The organism is Saccharothrix isguenensis (assembly GCF_052936305.1).
The window spans coordinates 2,083,376-2,101,118 of the sequence record NZ_CP193626.1 but is presented as its reverse complement, the minus strand read 5'-3'; the positions used below and the strand labels follow the sequence as shown (position 1 = coordinate 2,101,118).

12 protein-coding genes and 1 pseudogene are annotated in these 17,743 nt (G+C 70.8%); 8 read left to right on the top strand and 5 right to left on the bottom strand.

Translation table 11 applies throughout. The features are described 5' to 3' along the window. Positions 1 to 36: 36 nt before the first annotated feature. Together ACRAKI_RS10115 and ACRAKI_RS10110 are read right to left on the bottom strand one after the other, a co-directional pair. The gene (locus ACRAKI_RS10115; protein ID WP_447006789.1) at positions 37 to 2,481 is read right to left on the bottom strand and encodes a CapA family protein; all 2,445 of its coding nucleotides are present in this window, start codon (positions 2,479 to 2,481) and stop codon (positions 37 to 39) included. Positions 2,482 to 2,660: 179 nt separating this feature from the next. Then, positions 2,661 to 3,530, bottom strand: a complete 870-nt coding sequence (locus ACRAKI_RS10110) for a hypothetical protein (protein ID WP_447006788.1) — start codon at positions 3,528 to 3,530, stop codon at positions 2,661 to 2,663. Positions 3,531 to 3,782: 252 nt separating this feature from the next. Here ACRAKI_RS10110 and ACRAKI_RS10105 point away from each other — a divergent pair, with 252 nt between their 5' ends. The 4 genes from ACRAKI_RS10105 to ACRAKI_RS10090 are packed head-to-tail and all read left to right on the top strand — an operon-like array spanning position 3,783 to position 9,089. Beyond that, positions 3,783 to 5,990: a HAMP domain-containing protein gene (locus tag ACRAKI_RS10105; RefSeq protein ID WP_447006787.1), complete on the top strand. Its 2,208-nt coding sequence runs from the start codon at positions 3,783 to 3,785 to the stop codon at positions 5,988 to 5,990. Continuing rightward, positions 5,987 to 7,552, top strand: coding sequence for a poly-gamma-glutamate synthase PgsB (gene pgsB, locus ACRAKI_RS10100; RefSeq protein ID WP_447006786.1), 1,566 nt, complete (start codon positions 5,987 to 5,989; stop codon positions 7,550 to 7,552). Before ACRAKI_RS10105 ends, pgsB begins: the two co-directional genes overlap by 4 nt. Then, positions 7,549 to 8,034: a poly-gamma-glutamate biosynthesis protein PgsC/CapC gene (locus ACRAKI_RS10095; protein ID WP_447006785.1), complete on the top strand. Its 486-nt coding sequence runs from the start codon at positions 7,549 to 7,551 to the stop codon at positions 8,032 to 8,034. The genes pgsB and ACRAKI_RS10095 overlap by 4 nt, the downstream gene beginning before the upstream one ends. A 20-nt stretch (positions 8,035 to 8,054) precedes the next feature. Continuing rightward, on the top strand, positions 8,055 to 9,089 hold the full coding sequence (locus ACRAKI_RS10090; protein ID WP_447006784.1) for an NlpC/P60 family protein: 1,035 nt from the start codon (positions 8,055 to 8,057) through the stop codon (positions 9,087 to 9,089). 261 nt (positions 9,090 to 9,350) lie between these two features. Here the strand turns inward: ACRAKI_RS10090 and ACRAKI_RS10085 are convergent, their stop codons facing one another. The 3 genes and pseudogenes from ACRAKI_RS10085 to ACRAKI_RS10075 all read right to left on the bottom strand — a co-directional run. Continuing rightward, positions 9,351 to 11,216 carry a hypothetical protein gene (locus tag ACRAKI_RS10085; protein ID WP_447006783.1) on the bottom strand — a complete coding sequence of 622 codons (1,866 nt, stop codon included), beginning with the start codon at positions 11,214 to 11,216 and terminating at the stop codon, positions 9,351 to 9,353. A gap of 667 nt (positions 11,217 to 11,883) precedes the next feature. Then, positions 11,884 to 12,042, bottom strand: coding sequence for a pyridoxine 5'-phosphate oxidase C-terminal domain-containing protein (locus ACRAKI_RS10080; protein WP_447006782.1), 159 nt, complete (start codon positions 12,040 to 12,042; stop codon positions 11,884 to 11,886). Positions 12,043 to 12,106: 64 nt separating this feature from the next. After that, a pseudogene (locus ACRAKI_RS10075) lies at positions 12,107 to 12,238 on the bottom strand (oxidase); the annotation flags it as partial. A 756-nt stretch (positions 12,239 to 12,994) separates the two neighbouring features. Here ACRAKI_RS10075 and ACRAKI_RS10070 point away from each other — a divergent pair. The 4 genes from ACRAKI_RS10070 to ACRAKI_RS10055 all read left to right on the top strand — a co-directional run bounded on the left by ACRAKI_RS10070 (position 12,995) and on the right by ACRAKI_RS10055 (position 17,720). Continuing rightward, positions 12,995 to 13,597: a DUF4956 domain-containing protein gene (locus ACRAKI_RS10070; RefSeq protein WP_447006781.1), complete on the top strand. Its 603-nt coding sequence runs from the start codon at positions 12,995 to 12,997 to the stop codon at positions 13,595 to 13,597. Beyond that, entirely contained in the window at positions 13,594 to 14,424 is an 831-nt protein-coding gene (locus ACRAKI_RS10065) for a polyphosphate polymerase domain-containing protein (protein WP_447006780.1), read from the top strand. Before ACRAKI_RS10070 ends, ACRAKI_RS10065 begins: the two co-directional genes overlap by 4 nt. Next, a complete protein-coding gene (locus ACRAKI_RS10060; protein WP_447006779.1) occupies positions 14,415 to 16,535 on the top strand; it encodes a CotH kinase family protein in 2,121 nt (706 codons plus the stop codon). Before ACRAKI_RS10065 ends, ACRAKI_RS10060 begins: the two co-directional genes overlap by 10 nt. 267 nt (positions 16,536 to 16,802) lie before the next feature. After that, positions 16,803 to 17,720, top strand: a complete 918-nt coding sequence (locus tag ACRAKI_RS10055; RefSeq protein ID WP_447006778.1) for a glycoside hydrolase family 11 protein — start codon at positions 16,803 to 16,805, stop codon at positions 17,718 to 17,720. Positions 17,721 to 17,743: the final 23 nt, after the last annotated feature.

Genomic DNA, 17,743 nt, shown 5'->3' with positions numbered 1-17,743 from the left:
CCCTGCCCACCAGACGTGCCCTGTCCACCGGGTCGGTCAGCGCTGCCGGGGCTCGCGCACCTCGTACGGCAGGGTCAACGACACGTCGGTGCGGTTCCGGACCATGGTGAAGGCGCCGAACGCACCGGTCATGCCCGCCGCTTCACGCCACTCGACGAACCGCAGGTCGTCGACGTCGACCCACGCCACCTGCTTGGAGTCCGGCGCGCCCATCTTCAGGTACGGCATCACCATGTTGCCCTGCGCCGGTCCGGCATCCAGTTCAGCCACCGTCAGGTCCACGACGACCTGGTGCCACTCGCCGTCGGCGGGCACCTCCAGCGCCTTCACGTGCGATGCGACCACCTCGGACGTCGGGTCCTCGGCCGGGTTGCTGTCGTCGAAGTGGTAGACGTCGATCCGGACCTCCGGCACGGCCGCCGTGGACCGCCGCACCTTCGCGACCAACGAGTACGAGGGCTTCGGGTCGACCGGACGTGCGTCTCCCCGCTTCTCCTCGTACACGCGGTGTCGGGGCAGGGGGATGCGGGCGATCGGCCTGCTCTGCACCGAGTCGCCGTCCTTGACCTCCAGGTGCAGGCTGCGCAGACCGCTGGCCGCGTCACCTGAGCGCACGCCTTCGCGCTTGCTGTTCACGCTCCAGTGCACGGCCTCGCTGATCAGCGCGTCCCCGGTCTCGTCCTCGAAGTGGCCCCAGCCGAAGAGGTCACGCCCGATGTCCAGCCCCTTGCCGTCACCGGGCTTGACCAGCGCCGCCGGGCCGACCGGCGCGGGCAGTTCCAGCGTCTCGCGCGGTGTGACCTCTTGGCGCTGGGGCGCGTCCGGTGGCGCCTCGGTGGTGATGCGGCCGGTGTGCCGCTCGATCACGAGGTGCGCCTGCGTGGTGTCCTTCTCGGGCCCGCGCGGCCGGGTTCGCACGTCACCGGAGCCGGCCCGGTAGGACTCCCACGGCAGCAGGCCGCGTTCCCAGATCCGGGACAGGACCCGTTCGGCGGCCGAGTCGGTCACCGGCACCGGCTTGTAGTCCACCAGTTCCAACGGGTACAGGCGCGCTTCGACGAGCGTGTCGCCCTCCCACACGGTGCGCAGGAACGCGCTCGCGAAGGTGGCCAGGAAGTTCTGCTCGAACACGAAGTTGCCCAGGCTGTACGCGATCAGCTTGCCCTTGTACCACTCCACCCCTTGCAGGACGTGGGGGTGGTGGGCGACCACGATGTCGGCTCCGGCGTCGATCGCCTTCCGCGAGACCTCGCGGACGTTGTCCGAGGCGGCCTCCTGGAACTGGAAACCGGCGTGCAGCTGGACCATCACCACCGGGGACGCCGCCGCGGCCTCCTTGATCTGCCGGACGGAATCGGCGTTCCACGGTGCCGCGCCGCCGTGACCGCGCCGGGCCACCCAGTCCTGCACCTCCGGGTAGACCGCCTCCATCGACGCCCACATCCCGGCCACCTGCTCGGGTGACAGCCGCGACTCCAGGGCGGAGAACCGCTCCCACGCCTCGCGGATGCGGCGGGCGGCGACCGGCACGCCCGCCTGGGGGTAACCCCAGGTCCGGGTCTCGTACTGCCACTCGTCCTTCTGGGACACGGAGTCGGGCCGCCGCGCGCTCCCCGACGGGAAGCTCTCGTTGACGAACGAGCCGTCGACGCTGGTGTAGGCGAGCACGCTCATCCCGGTGCCGTTCACCTCGCGCCGGTGGGGCGCCGAGGCCTCCTCGGCGGTGGCGCCCGCGCCGACCATCGCGATGCCGGCGTCGGCGAGCGCGGCCCGGGTGTCGGCCACGCCGGGGTCGAGCAGGTCGCGGGCGTGGTTGTTGGCCAGCACCGCCAGGTCGGTGGACAGCGCCTTCAGCCCGGAGACGGTGGGGGCGGCCGACTTGAGGATGTAGCGCTTGCCGGGGTAGGCGGCCTCGGCCGGCTTGTCGCTGACCACCGTCTCCACGTTGACGGTGCGGAAGTCGGCGGCGGCGAAGGCGGGCGCGATGGCGGCCACCACGTTCGCCGCGCCGGCCGCGGCGTTGTCGTCGGCGATGAGCGGTTCGGACCGGCCGCTCGACTCCTCCTGGGCGGGAGCCGCGTAGCGCCGGCCGAACATGACGTCACCGGCGGAGTGCACGGCGAACCGCTTGCCGTTGCGGGCCAGCGGCCGGATGTCGATCTGCTTGCCGGAGTCGGACCAGCCCAGCGCCACCGGCTCGGGCAGGTGGTCGTCCGCCTCGACCACGGCCATCGCCGGGCCGGACAGCTGGGGCACCTCCACCACGCCGTCGTCGTCCGCGGTCAGCCGGGACGGCGCGCCGACCGGTGCGTGCACCGTGACGCTCGCGCCCTCCAGCGGTTCGCCCGACTCCGCCGTGATCTTCAGCGACGCCAGGATGCTGCCGCCGCTCGCCGGGCGCAGGCACTCACCGCAGTCCGGCTCGCTCACCGCGTAGACGACCGCACCGGCCGTGACCACGGCCGCGAGCGGGACCGCCACGAGGGGCCACCGACGTCTCAAGGCGGCGACAATGCGCACAAGTACCCCATTCACTGGACCGGGCGGGTCCCGACGACTCGATCAGTCCGCGTGTCACCACCGCGCGTCGTCAGGCGGTGGGAAGGTTAGCCGGAACGGGTGTCGGATTGATACCTGCCATGCCCTTGGTGGGCCATGCTCTAGTCACCGTCCGCCAGAGCGTCCGCGAACACCCGGACGACCTCCTGCCACGCCGACGGGTCGTCCCGCACCGTTCGGTTGACCTCCAAGTGGACGAAGACCGCGTCGTGCCCGGCCGCGACCTCGCCCTGCTTGTTCCGCCTGCCCTCCAGCTCACCGCACTCGCGCTCCCAGGCGCGGCAGACGCGCAGCTCTTCGTCGAGGGCGGAGGCGACGCGCTTGACCAGGTCACCCGCCTGCCCTGGTCCCGGTGAGAGCACCACGTCCGCGGACGGCAGGCTGCCGTCGTCGAAGCCGTGCACCTGGACCTGCGGCAAGCCCTGCCGCGAGTGCTCCCCGGCCAGGGCGTGGAACGCGGAATCGGTGCGGTGGGCCGCGTCACCAGCGCCGTTGGCGGCCCGGCGGTGGGTGCCCGCCACGGCGAGCACCGCGCCCGGCACCCGCCGGAACAGCTCCAGGCCGATCTCGCCGGTGCGCAGGTCGTTGGCCGGATGCGGTACCTGCACCACCACCCGTGCGGGCCGGGAGAGGTCGATGACGTAGAAGCCCCACCCGTGCTCGGCGTCGGGCGCGCTCGCGACGGCGGCGTAGGGACGTCCCGTGTGCGCGTCGGTCCCCCGTTCCACGGTCAGGCCCAACGCCCGCAATGCGTCGACCGCCTCGTACGACCCCTCGCTGAGACTGGAGATCCCCTCCACGAACGCGCGCCGTTGCCGTCCGTCGGGCGGCGCGTAGGCGGCGTCCTCCCGCAAGGCGGCGGCGAAGTCGTCGAGCCTGGTGCCGAGGCCGGTGGACGGGGCCTCGTCCGGCGGCTTCGGGTCGTCGGACCGGCCGGGCAAGGCGACGAGAACGGCCCCGACGGCGAGCACGACAGCGAGTGTGACCAACCAACGCCAATGCCGTCGAACGCGAACATTAGTCACCTAACGTAACCCGCCTCACTCCATCGGGGCGACACAAAAACACCCGAGTGGGTGAACTTGCCCGTTCCTAGTGCACAATCTACGAGGTTTGCGGACATTGGGTGACGCGCGTGGGGGCGCACCCTTTCAGCGGGTGACGGTCGGAGAGCTGTGTTACGCCACACTGAACTTACGCTGCGTGACGAGCGAGTCGAACGATTGAAGGCGCAACTCCCGGAGGCGGCGTTCCCCGCCGCCGTCCGGACATTGCCCGCGTTGGTGCTGATCCTGCTGTTGCTCCTGGCAACGTCCACAGTCGTCCTGTTGGACGACCCGGAAGGGCAGGCCGTTCCCGGGGCGTTCCTCGAATCGCAGCAGGAACTGGCCGCCGCGGCGGCCCGATCGGTCGGGGCGACGGCCAACCAGAGCGTGAGCGACCTGCGCGCCGCCTCGCTCGGGGTGACGGACGCGGTCGACCCGATGCTGGAAGCCCTTGTGCGCAACCGCAAGTGGCGCGGCGCGGCGGTACTCGCCGGCTCGCCCCGCACGCTGGTCGCGACGCGGGGCGAGCCCGTCCCGACGGAGTCCATCCCGGCGAGCGTCACCGATGCCGCGGTGACCTCCACGGTGGCCGCCAACGGCGAACTCCTCCTCATCACCACCACCGCGCTGCCGGGTGGACGGATCCTGGCCGCGACCACGTCCGTGCGGCTGCCCGAGGTGGAGGCCGACGAGGTCCTGCGGCAGTCGTTCATGCTGGCCACGCTGGCCGGCAAGGTCGTCGGCGCCACCCCGTCGCCCGCGCAGGACCGGGACACCCGGATCGCGACCCTGGTGGCGGACGCGAGCCTGGCCGCCGAGAGCGGCAAGCCGGGCGTCGTGCTCGGCCCGGAGGAAGGCCAGACCCGGCCGACCCTCGCCTACGCGCGGGTCATGCCGTCGGGCATCCCGGAGGGCCTGGACCTCGTCGTGGTCGCGGTGGCCGACGGGCCGTTGTCCGGCGGGGGCGGCGGAGGTTCCGGCATCGTGCCCGCCGCCATCCTGGCGCTGCTCGCCATCGCCGGCTTCGTCCTGGTCAGGCGGATCGTCAGCGGACCGGTCCTGGCCGTGCGCGCCGACCTGCTCGGCATCGCCGCGGGCAACCTGGACACGAAGATCCGCCCCTCCGCCACCGGCGAGGTCGCCCGCATCGTGGCCGCCGCCCGGTTGTGCCGCGACCGGCTCGTCCGCGACGGCCAGGACGACGACGGCCGGGACACGTCCCGGCGGCGCCGCGCGATCACCGCACGGATGACGTCCGCGGTGGTCGCGCTGTCGGTCTTCGGCTGGTCTGCCGGGATGCTCGTGGCGTTCCGCACCACCGACGTCGACATCCCGGCCGCCGTGGTCGCCAGCGTCCGCGCCCAGACCGGCAACGCCACCGACGCGCTGCGCCGCAGCATGAACGACGGCCTCGCCGACCTGGCCGCCGTCGCGAGCACGCCCGGTGACGACGGCGTCCTGCGGGCCGCGCTGGACGGGCTGCTGGCCAACCAGACCCGGTACCGCAGCCTGTACCTGGTCGACCGGACCGGAACGCCCGGCGAACCGGTCGGGCGGCCCCCGCTGCGGCACACCGAGGCGCCGGCTCCGACCGCCGGTTTCCGCCAGCAGAACCAGGCCGGGCGGGTGCCGGTGATCTTCGCGCAGGTGCCCGTCACGGGCCGCGACACGACGTTGATCGGCGAATTCGACCTGGACCACCTCCGCGTGCTGCTGGGCCAGGTCCCCGGCCACGCCCGCGTGGTCGACGGCGACTTCCGCACGATCAACGCCACCGACGGCTTCGTCGCCTTCGAAGAGGTGACGGAAGAAGGTCTGCGCGACAGCGCGGCGCGCGCTCAGCACGGCGGTGTCGTCGGCGAGATCCGACCCGGTGACGCCGGACCCGCGATCGTGGCCGCCGCCACCGTGCTCGGCGGCGACATCGGCCGACTGCGCTGGACCGTCGTCACCGAGCTGCCCGGCTCCGAACTGGCCCTGCCGGTGAACGAGGCCCGCCGCCACGCGCAGCTGGTCGCGCTCATCGCCGCGCTGGTCGCGCTGTTCGGCTACGGCTGGCTGCTCTTCACCGTGCTCGGACCCCTGCGCCGGGTGGCGCGGGCGGCCGACGGGCTCGTGGCGGGCGACCTCAAGTCGGTGATCTACCCGCAGCGCCACGACGAGATCGGGACGATCGCCTCCTGCCTGGAGATCTGCCGCCAGGCCGTGGTCCAGGGACCGGACCGGCTGGGCGAGGTCCGCCGACCGCGCGGCGCGGCCACCGACCCGACCCAGCTGATGAAGCCGGTCGAACGGCCGGCCAAGCGCCCACCGCCGATCACCCGTGCCCCGCGCCGGCGTCCGCCGGAACGCCCGCGTCCCAAGGCCGGACGGGGCACGACGTGACCTACCTGTACGTGGTCTTCGTGGTCCTGACCACGGGCCTGCTGGTCGGCGGCGTCCTGGAGCAGCGCCGGCACCTCGCCGAGCTGCACCGCATCGAGCACCGGGTGCTGGTCAACGGCATCCGCGGCAAGAGCTCCATCACCCGACTGTGCGCGGGCGCGCTGCGCGGCGGCGGGCTGGTCACCACGGCCAAGACGACCGGGACCGCGGCGCGGTTCATCCACCCCGACGGCAGCGAGGAACCCGTCTACCGCAAGTGGGGCATCGCCAACGTCGTGGAGCAGATCGGCATCGTGCGGCGGGCCGCGGCGTACCGGTCCGACGCGCTGGTCATCGAGTGCATGGCGGTGATGCCCGACCTCCAGGAGATCAACCAGAGCAAGCTGATCCGGTCCACCATCGGCGTGCTGTGCAACGTCCGCGAGGACCACCTGGCCGAGATGGGGCCCACCCTCGACGACGTGGCCCGCTCGCTGAGCCGGTCCATGCCGGTGGGCGGGATCTGCGTGACCGCCGAACGCGACCGGCTGCACATCCTGGAGCAGGAGGCGGCGAAGCGGAAGTGCGAGCTGCTGTCGGTCGACCCGGAATCGGTCACCGACGAGGAGATGGCCGGGTTCGGCTGGGTCACGTTCAAGGAGAACGTGGCGATCGCCCTGGCCGTGGCCGACCTGCTGGGGGTCAACCGGCGACTGGCGCTGGCGGGCATGTGGGCCGCGCCGCCGGACCCCGGCGTGCTCTCCGTGCAGACCCGCGCGGTGGACGGCAAGGTGATCAAGCTGGCCAACGTCTTCGCCGCGAACGACCCCGAGTCGACGCTGATGAACATCGAGCGGCTGCTGGAGCAGGGCTCGATCTCGCGCCCGCTGCACGTGGTCATCAACTGCCGGCCGGACCGGGTCGAGCGGAACCGGCAGATGGGCGAGCTGATCGCCCGGATCGACCCCGAGCGGGTCGTGCTGATCGGCGATCCGACCCGGAGCGCGCGCTCGACCGTCGGCGACGCGTGGCAGGACCGCGTGACCGACCTCGGCGGCGCGCGCAGTGCCGAGGACCTGCTCGACGCGATCCTGGCCGAGGTCGACGAGATCGCCTCGCTGATCGCGATCGGGAACATCCACGGCCAGGGCGAGGTGCTGCTCGCGGCGCTGGAAGCGCTCGAAGAGGTGCAGCCGGAGGAGAAGCCGGTGGCACGCGAGCAGCCCCGGCCCCCGGCGCGGCCCTCCGGGCCGCCGCCACCGCCCGCCCACGACCGGCGCGAGGTTCCCGGCGGCCTCCAGGGCGACCTCTTCGAGGCAGCGCCCCGGCAACACCCGGCCGACCGACCGCGACCGGCTCAACCCCGCGGCCCCCAGCCGCACGGGAACCCGCAGGCGAACCCGCCGCACGGCACCCCGCCGCACGGCACCCCTGCACGTGGCGTTCCACCCCGTGGCGTTCCTCCGCGCGGCGTCCCACCTCGCGGTACCCCGCCACACGGCACCCCGCCGCACGGCAACCCACCGCACCCCACCCCGCCGCACGGCGCTCCGCCCGCACCCCGAACCAGAAGGCAATCGTGACCAACGGATCCCTCCTCCTGCCCGAGGTGGCCACGCTCGGCCTCGCCATCGGCCTGGTCTTCTCGCTGGCCTGCTACCTCAGCACGAACCTGTCGCCGGGCGGGATGATCACGCCCGGCTGGCTCGCGCTGACCCTCGTCGAGGACTACCGCCGGGCCGTGCTGGTGGTGATCATGAGCGCGGTCACCTTCGGCGCGGTCAAGCTCCTGCAACGGGTCGTGATCCTCTACGGCAAGCGGCTGTTCGCCGCCGTGGTGCTCACCGGCGTGCTGCTGCAGACGACGTTGTTCATGCTCGTCCAGAGCGACTACCCGTTGCTGTTCGCCCACCAGACGCTCGGCTTCGTCGTGCCCGGCCTGATCGCCTACCAGCTCGTCCGGCAGCCTCCGCTGGTGACGCTGCTGGCCACCGGTACGGTCAGCGCCGCAGGTTACGGCGTGCTGGCCAGCGGGGTGCTGGTCGGGCTCGTACCCACGGTCTGAGCGGTTCCGCTGGAGGTGTGGTGAATCGGAGAATCGGGCGTCTGGCCGTTGCCGGCGCGGTCGCGGTCGTCGCGGTGGTGGCGGCGGGTGTCGTCACGTGGTGGCCCAAGGGGTCCGCCGACGTCCCGCCGGCGGGACAAGCGGAGTCCTCGCAGCCCCAGGAGGGCCATGCCGCCCCGCAGTCCGCACTGCTCTACGAGCGCGTCACCGGGCCTGCCCGCACGGTCGTGCGCGACCAGGCGGGTGCGATCGTCGCCACCTTCACCGACGACGCCAGGACCGCTCTGCTCAACGGTTCGCGCCGCTCGTTCAGCGAGCCGCAGGCGACCGCCGCCACGATCAACACCTCGGCGTGGGTGCGGCTGCTGCCCGAACCGTGGCGGGCCGGCGCCGAGAGTTCCGACTGGTTCCAGACCTGGTTCAGCGACGCGCGGCAGGACACCAGCCCGGACGTGCTGGCGATCGCCACCGACTACGTCATCGACGCGCCCGCGGAGACCGACCCCAAGGGCGTCCGCTTCCGCGGTGACGCGTCGTTCGGGCCGGTCAAGTCGTCCGGGGCGGGGCGGCAGGAGCAGTCGGACTTCTACGACTACCTCGGCGTGCCGTGGAGCTTCCCGAACGGCAGCAACGGACAGCCCGACAAGAGCCGTTACGGCGCCGTGGACTGCTCGGGGTACATCCGGCTGGTCTTCGGCTACCGCATGGGCATGCCGCTGCTCGGCACCAACACGGCAGGGCCCGGCATCCCGCGGCGGGCGTACGCGATCTCGGAGTTCGGCCCCGGTGTCCAGCTGGTGCGGAACGAACGCCGCCGCGCCACCGACTACGGCGTCCTGCAGCCCGGTGACCTGGTCTTCTTCGAGGTGGAGGACGACCCGGAGACCCTCGACCACGTCGGCATCTACTTCGGCCTGGACAGCGACGGCCACCACCGCTTCATCTCCAGCCGGGAACGCATCAACGGACCGACGCTGGGTGACGTCGGCGGCACGTCGCTCCTGGACGACGGCGGCCACTACTCGACGGCCTGGCGGTCCGCTCGACGTCTCTGACGATCCGTTCGGGGTACTCCCCGCAAGGCCCACGAGCACGCCGTTCCACCAGCAGGACCGGTTCGGCAGACGCCTCGACCACTCCGCGAACCGACGCCGTCTCGGGGTGCCGACGCCCTGTGCAGCTCCTGACGTCCTGAACAAGCACAGCAACTGGTCGAACACGCCCGCCGGCGCGGTTCGTCCGAGTGACCGCGGACGGGGGTGAGCGGTGCCCGACTGCCGGGTCGGGCACCGCTCACGTTCCTGGCCGGCCTTCGCTTACGGGGCCGGGTACTCGGTGATGTAGACCGGGACACCGACCTTCGTCATGTCGGCCGCCTCGCCCACGCCGTTGACGACGTGGTCGATGACGCCGGCGCTGAGGTTGACCGTCATGATGTGGTGCAGCTTCACACCCGGCGTCTCCGGGACCTCGAAGCCGTTCTCCGTGCGGATCGACGGGTTGTTCTGGTTGAACACGTAGACGCCGCCGCCGTGCAGCGTGTGCGACTTGACGTGGTCGCCCACCTTGTAGCCCGCCCAGCCCGCGACGTCGCCGTTCATCCAGTCGCCCTGCGTCGGCGGGTCGTAGGGCAGTTCGTTCTGGTACAGCACGGTGGTGCCGTGCTCGCCGTTCCAGACGGTGTTGTACTGCTGGAAGTGCTCGACGAACAGCCCCGTCGCCGTGACGTGGTCGCCGTTGACGACCACGCCGGTGCGGCCGATGTTGGTGTTCCAGCGCTCGGTGTCGGTGAAGCCCTCGACGCCGTGGTCACCGCGCCACACCCACGTGTGGTCGATGAGGACGTTGTCGCTGTTGACTTCCAGCGCCGTGTCGGTCTTGCCGATGTGCGGCCCGCCGACGCGGAAGTACACGTCGGACAGCGTGGTCGGGTTGGTCGGCGAACTCGGGCGGTTGCCGTGCTTCTTGCCGACCCTCATCAGCACCGGCGACAGCTCGGTACCGGCATCGACCGTGACGCCGGCGATGACGACACCGGGCACGTCGGCGACGTCCACCGGGATGGAACCGTTCACGGCGGTCAGCGTGGCGTGGCCGATGCCGAGGACCACCGTGTTGCGGCGCTTGACCTCGATGCTGCGCCCGATGTCGTACACACCGGGCGTGAGCAGCAAGTGCTTGCCGCGCGCGAGCTGGTTGTTGATGTCACGCACGGAATCCGCCGGCGTCGCGACGAAGAAGTCGGACAGCGGGATGGTGCGGCCGGCGGTCATGCCGTCCGCCCACGAGACGCCCTTGGTGTTCCGCTGCGCCTCGGGCACGCGGACGTTGTAGGAGCCCGATTCGTCCACGAACAGGTACGGCTTCTCGCGGGACAGCGGGGTGGTGTCGAGCGTGGTGTACGGCTCGGTCGGGAACGCCGCGTCGCTGGGCGCGCCCACGACGCCGGAGAAGACCTGGTTCCACACGCCGTTGGACCAGCTCGCGACCTCGCTGTTGCGGGTCAGCCACTGCTGCTGCGAGCCGTTGACGACGGCGGGCAGCCGGGAGTCGGCGATGAAACCACCGCTGGCGTAGTGCGGACCGGCGGTGCAGTAGTCCATCAGGGACATGGTGCCGCCGGTGACGTTGAGCCGGCGCATGGACACCGCCTGCGACACGGCCCAGAAGTTCGCGGAGGCGCGGCAGCCGTCCTGACCCGCCGCGTCGACGTTGATGGTCAGGTTGCCCAGCGTGCGCCAGAAGTTGACCAGCGCGATGCAGTTGGCCGTGCCGCCTTCGGTGAGGCAGCGGTTGTAGACGTCGACCTTGCCGTTGATGACGACGTCCTCGGGCGAGGCGCCCAGGCCGGCGATCTCGGTGTAGTAGCCGACCTTGATCTGCAACGGCTGCTCGGCGGTGCCGTACTGACCGGGCTTGAAGAGGTAGGCGTAGCGCTCGGTGCCCATCTCGTTGTCCACCTGCGCGGTGTGGGTGGCGTCGAGGGCGGCCTGGATCTCGGCGACCGGCATGCTCGGGTCGAAGACCTTGACGTTCACGCCGAGCTGGTCGGGCGTGCCGGGGCGGGGCGGGGCGGCGCTCGCGGCCGGTGCGATCGTCACGGCGGTCGCGGCCAGCGCGAGGCCGAGCACGAACACCCGACCTCGGCGCGTGGGAGCGCTCTCACGTCTTGCGTGGGGCATGATCGTCATTGACTAGCCTCTATGGGGGTAGTGACGCCGACCCGACCGGGCGCCGACGCGAGAGAGCGCTCTCACGACAGCACCGCCGGGATCGGACACGGAAGCAACGGTGTGGCTATTTCTACCGCGCGATCCGCTCCAGCGCCATGCTCAGCCGCCACGAAATTCGCCGGCGACCCCTGATCGACGCCGGTTCGTCCACCAGGCGGGCCGGAACGGAGCGTGGAGTAGGCCACCGGTCACACCGCGTGCCACCTCTTCGCCCGGCCGACGTGGAAGTCGTTGCCGTGGTAGCAGTGCAGGACGTCAGTGCCATCAGCGGTGGGACGGGGAAGTTCTGGCACGGAACGTTCGGGCTGTGCTCGGTCCGCATCCAGACGCGCTGTTCGTCCTCGCCGCACTCGACCTTCCCCAGCTTCGTCCACCCGCGACACGAAGTCCTCGTGGGGTGCGGCGGCACGGCGGGCGAACGGCGGTGGCCACCGCTTCCAGCGGCCCATCAACTGCATGCTCACCCGGCACGAGCACGCCCCGGATCACCGTGGTGACGATCAACACCGCGAACGCCGCCACCGGCGTCACCCACACGGACTAGTAAGAAGTGCGGATCGGCCGACCCGCCGTGGCGATGGCGACCGACTGGCTTACCGGGGTCACCGACCTGCCGTCACGGCCACAGCCGGACCTTGGCCCACCCGTCGTCGCCGCGCTCGTACCGCAGCCGCACGTGCCGGCGGCCCTTGTCGGCCTGCCAGAACTCGACCTCGTCGGGTCGCAACGCGTACAGCGTCCACGTCGGCGGCACGAGGTCCGGCGAGGCCGCCACCCGCCGCTCGCACCCGGACCTGCCGACCCAACGGCTGCCAGTAGAAGTTCAGCGCCGCGAACGGCGTCGCGCCCAGCTCCCGCCCCTTGCGACCGGCCGAAGTGGACGCGAACTGCCAGCCCGACTCGTCGACGTCCTTCAGGATCAAGGCGCGGGACGACGGCCGGCCATCGGAGTCCACAGTGGACAGCGTCATCACGTGCGGCTCCGGCACACCGCGTCCGACCGCCGTGCGCAGCCACTCGGTGAACAGCGGCACGGGGTCCTGCGGCGTGGCCTCGGGGTCGAACCCGGGAGAGGTCGCCGGCGAACACCGCGAGCCCGCGCAACAGCGTCCGGAGGTCGTCAGTCATCGAGCCAGGCCCCCTTGCGGGCGCAGCACGGCGCTGCGCGAGGTGTTCGACTCTACGTCGACGTCCCAGGGGAAGCCGGCTCGCGTTCCCGGTGGTGACCGGCCGGCTGAGCCCTCCACGCGCTCAGCCGGCCGGGTCCGTGGGGACCAGGGCGGGGACGGCCGCACTCGCCGGTCGGCACTGCGGCCGACGCCGCCGCCACCGCGGGGCACTCCCGCGTGCCGCCCTCTCGACGTGCAGGTCCGGTGCTCGTCGCCCCCGTTGCTGACGTCACGTGACCGATCAATGGCGCAGTGCTTCGAAAGTTTCGGACATGGACGACAGTGACGGACGACGGCTTGACCCCCTTGGCGCTTTCACCCGGATGACGGCGACGCAGGCCGAGAATCACTCTTTACCAGCAATAGTTGCTCCTTTTGGCCCACGGTCACACACCTGAAGTTCATTGACGCGACACCGTGAAGCCCCTTATCGTTTCGCAGTAGTTCCCGAAAGTTTACCGCAATGCACGAAAGTTTCGGCGACCGTCCTGCGACCCCCGCCACGGAGCGGGCGGTGCCCAGCCGACACCCGGCACCGGCTCAGGAGGAACGAACGAGATGTCACAACTCGTCCTGTTCGCGATCGACATCTGCGCAGTGGCACTACTCGTATTCGGGCTCTACTTCCCCCGACATCGCCGCCGCGACCTGGTCGTCGCCTACCTGGGGGTGAACGTCGGCGTCCTGGCGGTCGCCAGCGCGCTGAGCGCCAGCAACACCGGCGCGGGGCTGGGGCTCGGGATGGCGCTGTTCGGCGTGCTGTCCATCATCCGGCTGCGCTCGACCGAGCTGGACCAGCACGAGGTCGCGTACTACTTCTCCGCGCTCGCCCTGGGTCTCCTCGGCGCGCTCGGCACCACCTCGATGTGGCTCAACGCGGGCCTGATGGCGCTGATCGTCCTGGTGATGTTCCTCGGCGACCACAAGCGGCTGTTCCGGCACTACCGGCACCAGGTCCTGGTGCTCGACACGGCGATGACCGACCACGTGGCGCTCGTCGCGCACCTGGAACAGCTGCTCCACGCGCGCGTCCACGCCGTCAACGTCCAGCGGCTCGACCTGGTCAACGAGACGACCGTGGTCGACGTCCGGTACGCGCTCACCGCACGCGGTCTGACCGCGGGCACGGGGGCGCCCGCACCCATGGGAGCGCGCCGATGACCACGATGCCGATCACGCGTGCGCTGGCGCGGCTGGCGCCCGTCGGGCTCGCCGAGCTGATCGACCGCGCCGCGTTGCAGACCAGGGTGGACCGCAAGTACCTCGTCCCCACCGAGGCGCTGCCTCGCCTGCTGGACCAGATCGCGCCGTACGCCAAGGTGCTGGACATCGATGGCGAACGCACGTTCCGCTACGAGTCGGTGTACTTCGACACCCCCCGGCTGGCCAGCTACTACTGCGCGGCGTACCGGCGTCGCCGCCGTTTCAAGGTCCGCACCCGGACCTACCTGGACTCCGGGGAGTGCTGGCTGGAGGTCAAGATCAGCGGCGCCCGGGGCAGCATCACCAAGCACCGGATGCCCTACCGCTCCCGTGACTCCGGCACCGTCCACCCCGGACGCCACTTCGTCGACGAAGCGCTCGCCCGCGAATCGGTCGGCCCGGAGACCGGCAGTTCGCTCGACCCGGTCCTGGTGACCGACTACCAGCGGGCCACCCTGCTGCTCCCGGACACCCGGAGCCGGGTCACCATCGACACAGCGCTCTCCTGGCGGGACGCGGATTCCACGCTCCGGCTGCCGGGTCTGACGGTGGTCGAGACCAAGACCGCGTCGGCCGCCACACCGGTCGACCGCGTGTTGTGGCGACGGGGGATGCGGCCCACCCGGATCTCCAAGTACGCCACCGGCCTGGCCGCGCTCCGACTGGACCTGCCCGACGTGCCGTGGCGACGGACGCTGCGTCGCCACTTCCGCGACACCGCACCGTCCGTCGGCCCGACACCGACCATGTCCCACCGACCCGAACAGGAGGCATCGTGCGTTTGACCACCCGCAGCAACGGCGCCGCGGCTACCCACGGCACCACGGGGCTCGCGGTCGCCGCCGTGCTCCTCGCCGGATTGCTCATCCCCTTGTCGGCCGGCGCCGCACCGGAGTCCGCGACCCGGCCCGCCGCACCGGACGCGAGCACGGCGGCCGCCGACGCCGTCACCGCCGCCGCCTCGGCCGAGGACCTGGTCGGCGACATCGTCTTCTCGGTGCCGAGCCGCACGTTCCAGGGGCAGGTGTCGGTGTCGCTGAGCACCGCGATCGCCGGCGCCCAGATCCGCTACACCACCGACGGCCGGCTGCCGAACGCGCAGTCGACCGCCTACCAGGGCTCGCCGCTCCAGTTCAGCCGCACCACGCAGCTGCGGGCGCAGGCGTTCGTCGGCGGGACCGCGTCCGGCGCGCCGGGAACGGCGATGTACGTGGCCCACAACGTCACCACGGCGCACGACCTGCCGGTGACGCTGATCGACTCCTACGGCGCGGGGAAGCCCGCCCGTGAGTACTTCGACGCCACCACCATGATCTTCCAACCGGGTGCCGGCGGGACGACGTCGCTGGCGGCGACCCCGACCATCGCCACCCGCTCCGGGTTCAAGCTGCGCGGGCAGTCGTCGGCCTCGTTCGAGAAGACGCCGTACCGCGTCGAGCTGTGGGACAACGACAGCGACGACGCCGACTACCCGGTGCTCGGCATGCCCGCCGACTCGGACTGGGTGCTGCGCGGACCGTTCACCGACAAGTCGTTGATCCGCGAGGCCTTCATCTACGACCTCGGTCGTGAGATGGGTTTGAAGGCGCCGCGCTACGCGTTCACGGAGCTCTACGTCAACACCGACGCGAGCCCCGTGGCGGCCAACGACTACATGGGCGTCTACATGCTCGTGGAGACGATCAAGAACACCAAGAACCGGCTCGACCTCAAGAAGCTGAAGGCCGACGACACGACCATGCCGCGGATCTCGGGCGGGTACATCTTCAAGTTCGAGTGGATGGCCGCCGAGGAGCCGACGCTGCCGTGCAGCGGTCCGACGAACACGTGCTGGAACTACCTCGAAGTGGCCGACCCGGACCCGCTGAACACCCAGCAGCGCGACTGGTTGCGCAACCACGTACAGGAATTCCACAACGCGCTGCGGGCGCCGAACTCCGCCGACCCGGTCAACGGCTACCGGAAGTACATCGACGTCCCCTCGTTCATCGATCACATGATCATCAACGAGCTGAGCCGCGGGATGGACGCGTACCTCCGGAGCGCGCACTTCTACAAGGACCGTGACGCCAAGATCTTCGCGGGACCGCTGTGGGACTTCGACCTCACGTTCGGTGTGGGCGGGTACTTCCAGAACGACCAGACCGCCGGCTGGCAGCACCAGCAGACCCGGCAGCCGTCCGCGAACGACTGGCAGGCCCAGCTCCTGCGGGACCCGGCGTTCGTCAACCAGCTCAAGTCGCGCTGGCAGTCGCTGCGCCGCGGCGGCCTGCTCTCCGATTCCGCCGTGCAGAGCCGCATCGACACGCTCACCCGGCCGCTGGCCAACGGCGCGCAGCGCAACTTCCAGCGCTGGCCGAACCTCTCCACCCCGATGATCGGCTTCTTCACCACCCCGACCGCGCCCACGTGGCAGGGCCAGGTGCAGTTCATGCGGGACTGGATGCAGCGCCGGTCGGCGTGGCTGGACTCGACGTCGGGGTGGGGCGGTCCCACCACCCCGACCGCCACGAGCACCAGCACCAGCACCACAACACCCACGAGCACGAGCACGACCACCACGACGACGACCACCACCACCACGATTCCCGGCGGGGCGCGGTGCAGCGCGACGTACGCCGTGGTCAACCAGTGGCCGGGCGGGTTCCAGGGTGAAGTCCGCGTCACCGCGGGCACGGCGGCGATCAGCAACTGGGCCGTGTCCTGGACGCTCGCCTCCGGCGAGGCGATCAGCCAGGCGTGGAACGCGACCGTCACCAGCCAGGGGACGACGGCCACGGCCCGCAACGTCTCGCACAACGGCGCGGTGGCGGCGGGCGCCACGACCACGTTCGGGTTCCTCGGGACGTCCTCCGGGACACCCGGCAGGCCGATGCTCACCTGCGCCGGCAGCTGACGGCACGTGCGCGTGCCCGGCGGCCCGCACGGCGCCGGGCACGCGCGCGCACTCATCCGCTTTGTGATTACCCGACGCTCGAAGTTTCGCAAACTGTTGACATGTTCCGACGATCAGATCGATTCTATTTCACGTCGATCGTCGCACGTGCACCATCCCTGCCGCCCGGCTTCTGCCCTGTAATACCCGGAGCGGCCGGTCCACCCTGCACAGGAAAGGAACTCGCCGATGTCGGTCAACACCAGACGCGGGAAAATCATCCCGTTGATGGCGATCACATTCATGCTCGTCGTATTCGGGGCGCCCAACGCCTACGCCGCGGTGACCTCCAACCAAACCGGCACCAACAACGGCTACTTCTACTCGTTCTGGACCGACAGCCCCGGCACCGTCTCCATGGAGCTGGGTTCCAGCGGCAACTACAGCACGTCGTGGCGCAACACCGGCAACTTCGTCGCGGGCAAGGGCTGGGCCACCGGCGGGCGCCGGGCGGTGAACTACTCGGGCAGCTTCAACCCGTCCGGGAACTCGTACCTGACCCTCTACGGCTGGACCAGGGGTCCGCTGGTGGAGTACTACATCGTCGACAGCTGGGGCACCTACCGGCCCACCGGGACGTACAAGGGCACGGTCACCTCGGACGGCGGCACGTACGACATCTACAAGACGACGCGGGTCAACCAGCCTTCCATCGACGGCACCCGCACCTTCGACCAGTACTGGAGCGTCCGGCAGTCGAAGCGGACGGGCGGCACCATCACGTCCGGCAACCACTTCGACGCGTGGGCCCGCAACGGCATGAACCTCGGCTCGCACGACTACATGATCATGGCGACCGAGGGCTACCAGAGCAGCGGCAGTTCCAACATCACGGTCGGCGGCACGACCACCACACCGCCCCCCGGCGGCGGTGGCGGCGGCAGCTGCACCGCGACCCTGTCCGCGGGCCAGCAGTGGAGCGACCGGTACAACCTGAACGTCTCGGTCAGCGGCGCGTCGAACTGGACCGTGACGATGAACGTGCCGTCCCCGGCGAAGGTCCTCGCCACCTGGAACGTCAGCGCGAGCTACCCGAGCGCGCAAGTGCTGACCGCGAAGTCCAACGGCAGCGGGAACAACTGGGGCGTGACGATACAGGCGAACGGCAACTGGAACTGGCCCTCGGTCTCCTGCGCGGCGGGCTGATCTCCGGAAGACGCACCGGAATG